The organism is Streptomyces sp. NPDC001843, from assembly GCF_042891955.1.
In the GTDB taxonomy this organism is placed as follows: domain Bacteria; phylum Actinomycetota; class Actinomycetes; order Streptomycetales; family Streptomycetaceae; genus Streptomyces.
Map to the genome: position 1 here is coordinate 101,411 of NZ_JBIATQ010000013.1, position 12,271 is coordinate 113,681.

A 12,271-nucleotide genomic window follows, 5' to 3' on the forward strand; every position below is an offset into this window, starting at 1 on the left:
CGGGGTGTCCGGCACGCCCGGGGGCCTTCGCGCGCTCGGGCGGGCGAGTGGTCGAGACCTCTTGTAGGCGGGTCGGCGCGCCCCTAGCCTCGTGCTGTTGTGATCTGCGGAACGCTCGTTGCGCATGGTGCAACAGCTTCGGGTACCGGCTGGGGACGAGGACTGACGTGAGCGAACTGATTCCGGCACCGCGCGCCATCGAGGGCCCGATGCGCTGCGCCGTCACGCTCGACCGGGACACCACCCTGTGGGCCGGCCCGGGTACCGGCACCACGGAGCGCTGGCTGCGCGCCACGCTCGGCGCGGCCCTCGGCCTGCCCCTGCCGTCGGGGCCGCAGGACGCGCGCAACTCCGTCCGCCTGCACCTGGACGACACGCTCGGGCCGGAGGCGTACCGGCTCGGTGTCGTATCCGGCCGGGGGGTCGAAATCCGTGGTGGTGACGCGGCCGGGGTCTTCTGGGGCGCCCAGACCCTGCGTCAGCTGCTCGGCCCCGACGCCTTCCGGCGGGCTCCCGTGCGCCCGGGAGCCGTCCATGTGATCCCGCACCAGATCGTCGAGGACGCACCGCGCTTCGCCTGGCGTGGCCTCCTGCTCGACGTCGCACGGCACTTCATGCCCAAGGACGGCGTGCTGCGCTACCTGGACCTCCTGGCCGCGCACAAACTCAACGTCCTCCATCTCCATCTGACGGACGACCAGGGCTGGCGGATCGAGATCGAGCGATATCCGGGACTGACCGAGGTCGGATCCTGGCGGGCGCGGACGAAAATCGGGCACGGGGCCTCACCGCTGTGGGACGAAAAACCGCACGGCGGCTACTACACCCAGGACGACATCCGGGAGATCGTCGCCCACGCCGCCGAACGGCATATCACCGTGGTTCCGGAAATCGACGTACCGGGCCACTCGCAGGCCGCCATCGCCGCGTATCCGGAGCTCGGCAACACCGACGTCATCGACACCACCGCCCTTTCCGTCTGGGACACCTGGGGAATCAATCCCAACGTACTCGCCCCCACCGACAGCACCCTCCGCTTCTACGAAGGGGTGTTCGAGGAAGTTCTCGCTCTCTTCCCCTCGGAATTCATCCACATCGGCGGCGACGAATGCCCCAAGGAGCAGTGGAGACGATCGCCGGCCGCCCAGTCCCGGATCAAGGAACTCGGTCTCGCGGACGAGGACGAACTGCAGTCCTGGTTCATCGGCCACTTCGCGAAGTGGCTCTCCGTGCGCGGCCGCCGGCTCATCGGCTGGGACGAGATCCTCGAGGGCGGGCTCGCCGAGGGCGCGGCCGTGTCCTCCTGGCGCGGTTACGCGGGCGGGATCGCCGCCGCGCGGGCCGGCCACGACGTCGTCATGTGCCCCTCGCAGCACGTGTACCTCGACCACCGCCAGGCGCCCGGCGAGGACGAGCCCGTACCGATCGGCTACGTGCGCACCCTGGAGGACGTCTACCGGTTCGAGCCGGTTCCACCGGAACTGGACGAAGAACAGACCCGGCATGTGCTGGGCGCCCAGGCGAACGTGTGGACGGAGGTGATGGACGACTCCGCGCGCGTGGACTACCAGACCTTCCCGCGGCTCGCCGCCTTCGCCGAGGTGGCGTGGAGCGCGCTGCCCGCCCCGGCGGAACGGGACTTCACCGGCTTCGAGCGCCGGATGGCCGCCCACTACCGGCGGCTCGACGCCCTGGGTGTCGCCTACCGCCCGCCCGCCGGCCCCCGGCCCTGGCAGCGGCGGCCCGGGGTGCTCGGACGCCCGGTCGACGGCCCGCCCCCGAACGGGTAGGGCGAACGCAACGGAAGAACCCCGTAAAGACCTGCGAAATGCGTCAATCTCCGTACGTCGATGATGTCGTATGAAAACGGACCATCTCCGCAGCGACGGGTGTGAATCACTCCTAGCGGACCCCCGCGTCCGGGCCCTGCGAAGATGTGCCAGAGTTGCCACGTCCGCCCTGTCAGCACGTACCGTACGGCAGCACAGGTAGGACCAGGTGGGGCAGCGGGAAGGGGCAGCCGGTTTGACCACGCACGCACCGCAGGCGGCGCAGGCCGTGACGCTGCCCACGACACTGGACGAGGCCGTGGCGGCGCTCGCCGCCATGCCCACGGCCGTGCCCGTGGCCGGCGGCACCGACCTGATGGCCGCCGTCAACGCCGGGCAGCTCAGGCCGGCCGCCCTGGTGGGCCTCGGCCGGATCAGCGAGATCCGCGGCTGGCAGTACCAGGACGGCCACGCGCTGCTCGGCGCCGGCCTCACGCACGCGCGCATGGGCCGCCCCGACTTCGCGGCCCTCATCCCGGCGCTCGCCGCCGCCGCGCGCGCCGCCGGTCCGCCGCACATCCGCAACGCGGGCACCCTGGGCGGCAACATCGCCTCGGCCGCGCCGACCGGTGACGCGCTGCCGGTCCTGGCCGCCCTGGAGGCGACGCTGATCATCGCGGGCCCGGGCGGGGCCCGCCGGGAACTCCCGGTCTCGCACCTGCTGGCCGGGGTCGACATGCTGCGCGGCGGCGAGCTCATCGGCTACGTGCGCGTGCCGCTGCTGCACGCCCCGCAGGTCTTCCTGAAGGCCACCGGACGGACCGGTCCCGGTCGGGCGGTCGCCTCCGTGGCGCTGGTCCTCGACCCGGCCCGGCGCGGAGTGCGGTGCGCGGTGGGTGCCATAGCGCCGATGCCCCTGCGGCCCCTGGAGGCCGAGCAGTGGGTCGCCCGGCTCATCGACTGGGACGGGGACCGCGTGATCGTGCCGGAGGCGCTGAGCGCCTTCGGTGAGTACGTCGCCGCGGCCTGCATCCCCGACCCGGCCCCGGAGCAGGACGGCTCCGTACCGCAGCTTCCGCCCGCCGTACTGCACCTGCGGCGCACCGTCGCCGCACTGGCCCGACGAGCACTGGGGAGGGCGCTGTCGTGACCGACGACCAGCACGGAGAGGGCACGCCCCAGGGAGGCGGGCGCTGGGACCCGCTGCCCCAGGGCGACTACGACGACGGCGCCACCGCCTTCGTCAAGCTCCCCGAGGGCGGCATCGACGCCCTCCTGGCCGCGCCGGGTCACGGCTACGTGCCGCCGCAGATAACGGTGGCCCCCGGAGTCGACCCGGGCGCCGACCCGGCGGCGGGCGGCACCTGGGCGGTGCAGGACGCCGGCGCCCAGTGGCCTGACCCGAACGCCGTGCCCCGGGGGACGGGCGCGGAGCCGGACGACCGGTTCACGTACAACCCCGCCGCCACGCAGCACTGGACCTACGACGAGCCCGTGGCCCCGCCGGCCCCCGGGCACGACGTGACCGGTGAGTGGTCCATCCCAGTGGCCGGGGGCGACCTCCCGGACGAATCGGGCGAGTTCACCACCTCCTCGCTGGTCGAGCAGTGGGGCGCCGGCGGCAACCCTCCGGCCACCCTCCCGGGTGGCGCGCCCGCGCCCTGGGCGACGGAGGGGCCGGGGCAGCCCTGGGGGCAGCAGACGGGGGAGGTGCCCACCGGACATCCGGGCCACCCGGTGCCCGAGCACTCCGCCCACGAGGAGTTCCGGCCCGCCGCGACCTACCCCGAGCACCCGGCCGAGCAGACGCCGGAGCCCGCGCAGGCGGACGGCCCCGAGGCGGCCCCGGACACCCAGGAGGCCGCACAGGCACCTGACGGGCTCGCTGGGTCGCCCGCGGATCCGGAGACGGACGAGGGGCCCGCCGACGAGCCGGAGGTCGCGCAGGAGGCCGCCACGGCCGACGAGGCCGCGCCGCCGGACGAGACGCCCGCCCCGGGGCCCGCCGCGGCGGACGAGGCGACCCCGCCGCCCCCGCACGACGAACACCCGCTCGCCTCCTACGTCTTGCGCGTGAACGACACCGAGCGGCCCGTCACCGACGCCTGGATCGGCGAGTCGCTGCTTTACGTGCTGCGCGAGCGGCTCGGGCTCGCCGGGGCCAAGGACGGCTGCTCGCAGGGCGAGTGCGGGGCCTGCAACGTCCAGGTCGACGGGCGGCTCGTCGCCTCCTGCCTGGTCCCCGCCGTCACCGCCGCCGGTAGCGAGGTGCGCACCGTCGAGGGCCTCGCGGTGGACGGCCGGCCCTCCGACGTACAGCGGGCGCTCGCCAGGTGCGGTGCGGTGCAATGCGGTTTCTGCGTCCCCGGCATGGCGATGACCGTGCACGACCTGCTCGAGGGCAACCCGGCACCGACCGACCTGGAGGCGCGTCAGGCGCTGTGCGGCAACCTGTGCCGCTGCTCCGGCTACCGCGGTGTCCTGGACGCCGTCCAGGAGGTCGTCGCCGAACGCGAGGCACACACCGCGGCCGAGACCGAGACGGACACGGACGGCGTACGTATTCCCCACCAGGCGGGCCCGGGAGCCGGCGGCGTCAACACGTCGGCGTTCGACTCACCGGGGACCTTCGGCGGTGCCGGAGGGGTCTTCGGTGGTTCCGGAGGGACCTTCGGTGGGGCCGGAGGCGCCTTCGGCGGTTCCGGACCGCACGACCAGCACTACGGCCAGGACGGAGGCCAGGCGTGAGCAACGAGACCGCCACCGCGACCACCGCCGCGGAGGCCGCCCCCGCCGCCGACCCGGTGCCGCACGGCCTCGGCGCCTCCCTGCCCCCCGCCGACGCCCGCGCCAAGACCGAGGGCACCTTCCCGTACGCCGCCGACCTGTGGGCCGAGGGACTGCTCTGGGCGGCGGTACTGCGCTCCCCGCACGCGCACGCGCGCATCCTGTCCATCGACACCTCCCACGCGCGCGAGATGCCCGGCGTACGGGCCGTCGTCACCCACGAGGACGTCCCCGGCACCCCGCGCCACGGCCGGGGCACCCCCGACCGCCCGGTGTTCGCCTCCGACGTCGTACGCCACCACGGCGAGCCCATCGCCGCCGTCGCCGCCGACCACCCCGACACCGCGCGGATGGCCGCGGCCGCCGTCATCGTCGAGTACGAGGTGCTCGACCCGGTCACCGACCCCGAACAGGCCTTCGAGGCCGAGCCGCTGCACCCCGACGGCAACCTGATCCGGCACATCCCGCTGCACCACGGCGACCCGGACGCGCACGGCGAGATCGTCGTCGAGGGCCTGTACCGCATCGGCCGCCAGGACCCGGCCCCCATCGGCGCGGAGGCGGGCCTCGCCGTGCCCCGCCCCGACGGCGGCGTGGAGCTCTACCTGGCCTCCACCGACCCGCACACCGACCGGAACACCGCCGCCGCCGTCTTCGGCCTGGCCCCCGAACGCGTGAAGGTCGTCGTCACCGGCGTCCCCGGCGCCACCGCCGACCGCGAGGACCAGGGCTTCCAGCTCCCGCTCGGACTGCTGGCCCTGAAGACCGGCTGCCCGGTGAAACTGACCGCGAGCCGCGAGGAGTCCTTCCTCGGCCACGCCCACCGCCATCCCACACTGCTGCGTTACCGCCACCACGCCGACGCCGACGGCATGCTGGTCAAGGTGGAGGCGCAGATCCTCCTCGACGCGGGCGCGTACGCCGACACGTCCGCCGAGGCCCTGGCCGCCGCCGTCTCCTTCGCCTGCGGCCCGTACGTCGTCCCGAACGCCTTCATCGAGGGCTGGGCCGTGCGCACCAACAACCCGCCCTCCGGCCATGTGCGCGGCGAGGGCGCCATGCAGGTGTGCGCCGCCTACGAGGCGCAGATGGACAAGCTCGCCAAGAGACTCGGCCTGGACCCGGCGGAGGTGCGCCTGCGCAACGCCCTCGCGACCGGCGACGTCCTCCCGATCGGCCAGACGGTCACCTGCCCGGCGCCGGTCGCCGAACTCCTCCAGGCGGTACGGGACTTCCCGCTCCCGCCGCTGCCCAAGGACACGCCCGAGGACGAGTGGCTGCTGCCCGGCGGCCCCGAGGGCGCGGGCGAGCCGGGCGCGGTACGCCGGGGCGTCGGCTACGGCGTCGGCATGGTGCACATGCTCGGCGCGGAGGGCGCGGACGAGGTCTCGACGGCGACGGTGAAGGTCCACGACGGCATCGCCACCGTGCTCTGCGCGGCGGTGGAGACCGGCCAGGGCTTCACCACGCTGGCCCGGCAGATCGTCCAGGAGACGCTCGGCATCGACGAGGTGCACGTGGCACCCGTGGACACCGACCAGCCCCCGGCCGGCCCGAGCTGCCACGGCCGCCACACCTGGGTGTCGGGCGGCGCGGTGGAACGGGCGGCCAAGATGGTCCGCACTCAGCTCCTGCAGCCCCTGGCGCACAAGTTCGGCATGTCCACCGAGCTGCTCCAGATCACCGACGGCAAGATCACGTCGTACGACGGTGTGCTGTCCACCACGGTCACCGAGGCGCTGGAGGGCAAGGAGCTCTGGGCCACGGCCCAGTGCCGCCCCCACCCCACCGAACCACTGGACGCCTCCGGCCAGGGCGACGCCTTCGTGGGGCTGGCCTTCTGCGCGGTCCGCGCGGTGGTGGACGTCGACATCGAACTCGGCTCCGTACGGGTCGTGGAACTGGCCGTCGCCCAGGACGTGGGCCGCGTGCTCAACCCGGCCCAGCTCGAGGCCCGTATCGAGGCGGGCGTCACCCAGGGCGTCGGCATCGCGCTCACCGAGAACCTGCGCACCCCGCGCGGCCTGATCCGCCACCCCGACCTCACCGGGTACGCGCTGCCCACGGCCCTGGACGCCCCCGACATCCGGATCGTCAAACTCGTCGAGGAACGCGACGTGGTCGCCCCCTTCGGCGCGAAGGCGGCCAGCGCGGTGCCGGTGGTCACCTCCCCGGCGGCCATCGCCTCCGCCGTCCGCGCGGCGACCGGCCGTCCGGTCAACCGCCTCCCGATCCGCCCGCAGGCAGCGGTGGTGACGGCCCAGTGACCGGCCAGGAGCCTCAGGTGCCGCAGGAGTCGCCGGAGCCGCGCTACGAGCCGCCGCCGGCGGTCGGCAAGCTGCTGCTGTGGATCCTGCTGTTCGTGGTGGCGGCGGTCGTGGTCGTGCTGGGCGGGATCTACTTCACCTGAGGTACGGGGTCCGCTGATGCACGGGGTCGTGGTCGTCACCGGGGTGATGGCGTCCGGAAAGTCGACCGTGGCCCAGGCCCTGGCGGAGAGGCTCCCGCGCGCGGCGCACGTGCGCGGGGACGTCTTCCGCCGGATGATCGTCTCGGGCCGCGAGGAGTACGTCCCGGGCTCCGCCCCCGGCAGCGAGGCCGAGACCCAACTCCGCCTGCGCCGCAGCCTCTCGGCGGCGACCGCGGACGCGTACGCGGCGGCCGGGTTCACAGCGGTCGTGCAGGACGTACTGCTCGGCGGGGACCTGACCGCGTACCTCGCACTGGTCCGCACCCGCCCGCTGTACGCGGTCGTGCTCGTCCCGGCGCCCGAAGTGGTCGCGGCACGGGAGGCCGTGCGGCCGAAGACCGGGTACGGCGCGTGGACGGTGGCGCGGTTGGACGCGGCGCTGCGGACGGAAACGCCCCGCACGGGACTCTGGCTGGACACCTCCGAGCTGACGGTGACCGAGACGGTGGACGCGATTCTCGCGGGGGCGGAACGGGCCCGGGTCGCCTGACGTCCTCTCCTGAGGGGCGTTGTCAGTGGGTCGGCGTAGTGTTCCGATCAGTGAGGGACAGCTCGTGTCCCGCTCACGCACTACGCAGTGCGCACCACGCAGTGCGGCACCACGTACGACGCACCACGTACGACTGAATCGCGGGGGAGCGATGAGCACGACCGACGCCGGTGTAGCGGTGATCACCCTGACCGAGGACGACCTCGGTCCGTACGTCACGCACGCGCCGACCCGCCATTGGCTGACCGGCCCCGGACTGCCCGGCGACAGCGGCCTGTTGACGTTCGACCCGCTCCGCACGACAGGCCTGCGCACGCTCGCGGACGCCGCGGACGACCCGGCCGAGCATCTGCGGGACCGGCTGGTCATAGGCGAACTGCTGTACCCGGCCGGGATGGAGACGGAATCGCTCCTTCTCGACGGCGACACGGGCGAGATCACGACCACGTACCTCTTCGAGGCGATGGACAGCCGGCCCTTCGCGCCCTCGCTGGAGGCGCTGGTCCGGTTCGCCTCGGTCACGGAGGAACTCGCCGCACTCCGGGGCGAGTTCGCCGCATACGCGGGCCGTCACGGCACCAAGGCGGCCACGGAGGCGTCCCGCCGCCTCCTGGCCCTCTTCGAGGAGGGCACGGGCGGCGAGGTCCCGCCGTACTGGAAGGCGGCCGCACTCATCCGCCCCCTCGCACTGGTCGCCGGCCCCGGCACGGACTCCGGCCTCAGCCTGGACCTCCCCGCCCGTCTGCTGGACCAGGAGTTCGGTCAGGGCCGGGTGGCCCGCTTCGAGGAGGTCGACTTCCCGGCCGCGCTCACCCACGAGCCGACCCGCCGCTTCCTGCGCGAGACCGGCCTGCCGGAGAACGCGGTCCTCTTCCACCTGGAGACGGACGTCCCCCTCCCCACGCTCACGGAGTACTTCGCCTCGGAACGCGCCGACGACTACCCCCTCGAGGCTCTCCCCGCCCACGCCGACCACCTGATACGCCTCGGCCACCTGGTGGAGGAGAACAGCCTGGTGATCGACGGCAGGACGGGCGAGGTCCTGAACTTCAGCGAGCCCGAGGCGACCCTGCACCCCCTGAACACGGACGTCTCCACCCTCGCCTTCACCCTCTGGCTCCTCCACCACGAACGCAGGATCGACGCCCACCTGGGCCACGAACTGACCACCGAGGCCTACGACCAACTGGCCGCGGCGATGATCCAGACCCTGGCGTCCCTCGACCCGACCACCACCACGACGCACGCGTCCTGGCACTACTGGACGGACCTCTTCCAGGACGAGGCGGGCGGCGTGCTCTGAGCGGCCGGTCAGCGCTCGGGCAACTGGTCGTAGGTCTTGAAGGTGTAGGTGGCGTCGTAGGTCATCAGGTTGCCGCTCGTGGCCGGCAGGCCGAGCCGCCGGTTGAGCGGTCCGGTCAGCGGCCCGCAGTGCTCGGCGGCCGGCGCGGTGAAGGTGTCGTCGTACGCCGAGAACTTGATGACCGGCGGATCCTGCGACACCCACACGGAGGGCCCCGACCGCTTGAACTGGAAGTCGACCGGCGCGCCCGCCCCGATGACGCAGCTGTGCGGCAGCCATGGGCTCAGCAGGCGGAAGCGCAGACTGGACCGCCCGGTGTAGGCGTCGAACCGACCGCCGTACTCCGTCCGTATCGCCGGCAACCCGTCCCCCAGCGCGGTAGGCGCACTGTGCATCGCGCCCCACACCTGCCCGGAGGTACCGTCCGCGAGGGGTCCTTCGGCATGCGTCATGGTGATCGGCGCGAGCGCCACGCTGACCTTGCCGATCGTCAGCTTCGGCGCCGCGGTGTGCACCTCGCACCGCCACTTTCCCGGATCGACACCGGCGGGCAGGGCCGGGCAGTCACTGAAATCAGCGGCCGCCTGGGACTGGGCCGAGGCGACACCGGGTGCGTACACCCCCATGACACCGGCCAGGGCAGCGGCACCCAAGACGGACACGGCGGCGCGACGGACGAGGGAAGCGCGGGGACGATCAGCAGTGGCGTTCGACATGCCCACCAGCCTGCCGACCACGAGCAACACCCCACCATCGGTGACAGCCCCAAGGTCACCCTGACATAGCCCTGATGCCCAGTCAGGGACTTTGACCTTGGCGGTAGTCAGACCCAGCGAGCGTTTTCCAACTCACGGCTGCCGAGGCGGGTCCTCTGTGACCAGGCGGCGCGATACGACGGGCACGCGCTGGCGCCGCCTGACCGCAGACCGACAGGCCCTACTCGTCCTGGCCCACCTGCGCTGCGGGCACACGTAAGCCCAACTCGCGTTCGGCTTCGGGATCGGGCTGGCCACCGTCTACCGGTACATCGCCGAGGCGGTTGAGGTCCTGGCCGCCCTCGCCCCCACCCTTCAGCAGGCCATGACCGTCGCCGCCAACAAGGCGTTCGTGATCTTGGACGGCACCCTGCTTTTCATCGACCGCATCGCCGCTGACCGCCCCTTCTACTCTGGCAAGCACAAGCGCCACGGCATGAACGTCCAGGTCATCGCCGATACGTTCGGACGCCTGCTCTGGGCCTCACCTACCCTGCCGGGTGCCGTCCACGACATCAAGGCCGCACGCACCCACGGCATCATCGAAGCACTCACCCATGCCGGCATCCGGACGTGGGCAGACAAGGGATATCAGGGAGCCAGGGGGACGATCCTGCTGCCTTACCGGGGCCGCTGGAGCGCGCTCCCAGCCGGGAAGCGGGCGGTGAACTCCTCCCACGCCAGGATCCGAGCAGTCGGCGAGCAGGCCAACGCCACCCTGAAGAGTTGGCGGCTCCTGCGCAAACTCCGTTGCAGCACTGTCCGCATCACCGACATCGTCAAGGCCGTCCTGGCGTTGCACCTCGCCACGCCAGCCTGAGGCCGGTGCGGCCTGTGACATGGACAAGGGCAGCGCCGCCATCAACGACAGCAAGGGAGCCCGCCCACCGTGGCAGACTTCAGAGTCACCTACGACAAGACTGTGGACGCAGCGTACGTGTACCTCACCGAACCGCAGGCCCGCGTGAAGTCCGCGCGCATGTATCCCTGCGATCCGGTGGACGTTGACGCCATGATCAACCTCGACTTCGACGAGCAAGGCCGCCTCATCGGGATCGAGGTGCTGGCCGCCAGTTCAAAACTGCCCGAGTACCTGCTCCAGTCCGCGGAGCGGCTGGACAGCGAAGGCGCATGAACAGGCGAGCACCATGCTCTCGGCGACCGCAGTGCGCACTTTGCAGCAGGTTGGAAAAGGCTCACTACATGAGTGCATCCATGATTGTTCAGCCTGCTCGCCCTATTCATCTCATTGACGGCACTAGCAACATCTGTATCAGTGGCGCGCAAGCAGATCAGAGTATCCCACATCCCAAAAAATGATTCGCTGCAATCAGGGTCAGATCACGAACAGTGCGGCATAGAATGCACTGTGAATGGGAACGACCCTGAGTGAGTGAGTGAGTCCCGAAGGAATCCAAAGATCGATTAGGAGAAGCCGTGGGCTTGCGGCGCTGGATGAAAAAGCGGGCCGAGGAAGCTGCAGAAGCGAGGCGTCGCAACATGTGCCTTGCTTGCTCCGGGACCGGTGGTTACAACTACGAGAGCCCAAACATGTTTTGGGACGGTCAAAGCGTGAGCCAATTTGGTACAAATTCTAAACGGATCCGCTGCAAAGAGTGCAGCGGCTCAGGGCGTCGATATTGACAAGGAACGCGCCCGTGTCCGCAGCGAGAAAGGCATCCGCTGGGGCGGCCGGCCCGCTCTCGCCGCATGATCAGGCAACCTGGCGAAGGTTCCAGGTCACAGCACGACATCCGCCGCGGATCTGTCTGGGCTACTTGACCAACCGAAAGGCGGGGTGCCCAACCCAGGCCCGCAGGAACTCCGCCGTTCCCAGCGCCATCCAGTCGTCGTCCGCGATGCCCAACACCCCCGGAAGGCCAGCGACGACCGATGCCTGCCCGTCCAGCAGTTCGGCTTTGGCCACGCCTCCGATGACGTCCATGACAGCGGCGGTCAGCAGGGCCGTGGTCGCGTGGTCGATCTCGCGATTGCAGCCGGCGCTGACATTGACGGCATGGGTCGGTCTGAAGCCGAGGATGGCTTCCACCTCGGGCTCGTCCGCGTGCTCAGCCTCGAAGGTGCTCTCGTCGCCGACGCTCGGCCCCATCAAGTAGACCAGGAAGGGCCGACGCCAGTCCTCGCGCTGCGGATTGAATCCCACCAGGGCTGTGAGCTCCTCGTCCGCGATGGTGTTGCCGAGGAGCGGAAGCGGGAACGGCTTTCGCCAGTCCTTCTCTCGCCTGTCCTCGACGCCCAGTCGCTCTGCGGCCACGTTGACGTCGAAGAACCCGGGCCGCTTCTCGTCGAAGTGGGAGCAGAGCCCCACCATCAACGCGCGGAACTCCTGCAGCACAGCGGGGGAGAGCGGCTCCGCCAACTCGATCACCAACGTCGGACCAGACATGCTGGGAGCCTAGTTTGATTGGCCCCGCGACCGCGCAGATTGTTCCCTCGCCGAGTCCAGCCGGTCCGAGCACCGACGCCGCCAACCCGGCGCACCTATGCGGTCAGAGCACTAGCGACGTAGTTGTGCCGATTGAGACGCGAATTGAGACGGACCAATAGAAGGGCGGCACCCCAAGGGGTGCCGCCCTTCTATTTTGCCTGGTCAGGTACTGGAGGCCGTGGCGGGAATCGAACCCGCGTAACTCGCTTTGCAGGCGAGTCCCTGAACCACTCGGGCACACGGCCGTG

10 protein-coding genes, 1 tRNA gene and 1 pseudogene are annotated in these 12,271 nt (G+C 71.2%); 9 read left to right on the plus strand and 3 right to left on the minus strand.

The genetic code is table 11. The features are described from left to right. Positions 1-167 precede the first annotated feature (167 nt). From ACFYZQ_RS29555 to ACFYZQ_RS29585, 7 genes are all read left to right on the plus strand, one after another. A complete protein-coding gene (locus ACFYZQ_RS29555) occupies positions 168-1,790 on the plus strand; it encodes a beta-N-acetylhexosaminidase (protein WP_389154072.1) in 1,623 nt (540 codons plus the stop codon). Between the two features lie 235 nt (positions 1,791-2,025). Next, positions 2,026-2,919, plus strand: coding sequence for an FAD binding domain-containing protein (locus tag ACFYZQ_RS29560; RefSeq protein ID WP_389154075.1), 894 nt, complete (start codon positions 2,026-2,028; stop codon positions 2,917-2,919). Then, positions 2,916-4,517: a 2Fe-2S iron-sulfur cluster-binding protein gene (locus ACFYZQ_RS29565; protein ID WP_389154078.1), complete on the plus strand. Its 1,602-nt coding sequence runs from the start codon at positions 2,916-2,918 to the stop codon at positions 4,515-4,517. The genes ACFYZQ_RS29560 and ACFYZQ_RS29565 overlap by 4 nt, the downstream gene beginning before the upstream one ends. Beyond that, complete coding sequence (locus ACFYZQ_RS29570; protein ID WP_389154081.1) at positions 4,514-6,823, plus strand: xanthine dehydrogenase family protein molybdopterin-binding subunit; 2,310 nt, start codon at positions 4,514-4,516, stop codon at positions 6,821-6,823. The genes ACFYZQ_RS29565 and ACFYZQ_RS29570 overlap by 4 nt, the downstream gene beginning before the upstream one ends. A gap of 17 nt (positions 6,824-6,840) precedes the next feature. Further along, a complete protein-coding gene (locus ACFYZQ_RS29575) occupies positions 6,841-6,966 on the plus strand; it encodes a hypothetical protein (protein WP_389154084.1) in 126 nt (41 codons plus the stop codon). 16 nt (positions 6,967-6,982) lie between these two features. Beyond that, positions 6,983-7,516 carry an AAA family ATPase gene (locus tag ACFYZQ_RS29580; RefSeq protein WP_389154086.1) on the plus strand — a complete coding sequence of 178 codons (534 nt, stop codon included), beginning with the start codon at positions 6,983-6,985 and terminating at the stop codon, positions 7,514-7,516. 151 nt (positions 7,517-7,667) lie between these two features. Then, complete coding sequence (locus tag ACFYZQ_RS29585) at positions 7,668-8,819, plus strand: SUKH-4 family immunity protein (protein ID WP_389154088.1); 1,152 nt, start codon at positions 7,668-7,670, stop codon at positions 8,817-8,819. An 8-nt stretch (positions 8,820-8,827) separates the two neighbouring features. Here the strand turns inward: ACFYZQ_RS29585 and ACFYZQ_RS29590 are convergent, their stop codons facing one another. Continuing rightward, positions 8,828-9,535 (minus strand): hypothetical protein, encoded by a 708-nt coding sequence (locus ACFYZQ_RS29590; RefSeq protein ID WP_389154091.1) that lies wholly within the window; start codon positions 9,533-9,535, stop codon positions 8,828-8,830. A gap of 166 nt (positions 9,536-9,701) precedes the next feature. Here ACFYZQ_RS29590 and ACFYZQ_RS29595 point away from each other — a divergent pair. Both ACFYZQ_RS29595 and ACFYZQ_RS29600 read left to right on the plus strand, forming a co-directional pair. Then, positions 9,702-10,394: pseudogene (locus ACFYZQ_RS29595) on the plus strand (transposase family protein); the annotation flags it as partial. A 69-nt stretch (positions 10,395-10,463) separates the two neighbouring features. Continuing rightward, positions 10,464-10,709: a DUF2283 domain-containing protein gene (locus ACFYZQ_RS29600; RefSeq protein WP_389154094.1), complete on the plus strand. Its 246-nt coding sequence runs from the start codon at positions 10,464-10,466 to the stop codon at positions 10,707-10,709. A 639-nt stretch (positions 10,710-11,348) separates the two neighbouring features. Here the strand turns inward: ACFYZQ_RS29600 and ACFYZQ_RS29605 are convergent. Then, positions 11,349-11,981: a DUF6368 family protein gene (locus ACFYZQ_RS29605; protein WP_389154097.1), complete on the minus strand. Its 633-nt coding sequence runs from the start codon at positions 11,979-11,981 to the stop codon at positions 11,349-11,351. Positions 11,982-12,193: 212 nt separating this feature from the next. Continuing rightward, positions 12,194-12,268 (minus strand) — tRNA-Cys (locus tag ACFYZQ_RS29610). Positions 12,269-12,271: the final 3 nt, after the last annotated feature.

Coding starts and splice junctions, on each gene's coding strand:
- ACFYZQ_RS29585 (WP_389154088.1), top strand. CDS start 7,668: ATGAGCACGACCGACGCCGGTGTAGCGGTGATCACCCTGACCGAGGAC.
- ACFYZQ_RS29580 (WP_389154086.1), top strand. CDS start 6,983: ATGCACGGGGTCGTGGTCGTCACCGGGGTGATGGCGTCCGGAAAGTCG.
- ACFYZQ_RS29605 (WP_389154097.1), bottom strand. CDS start 11,981: ATGTCTGGTCCGACGTTGGTGATCGAGTTGGCGGAGCCGCTCTCCCCC.
- ACFYZQ_RS29590 (WP_389154091.1), bottom strand. CDS start 9,535: ATGTCGAACGCCACTGCTGATCGTCCCCGCGCTTCCCTCGTCCGTCGC.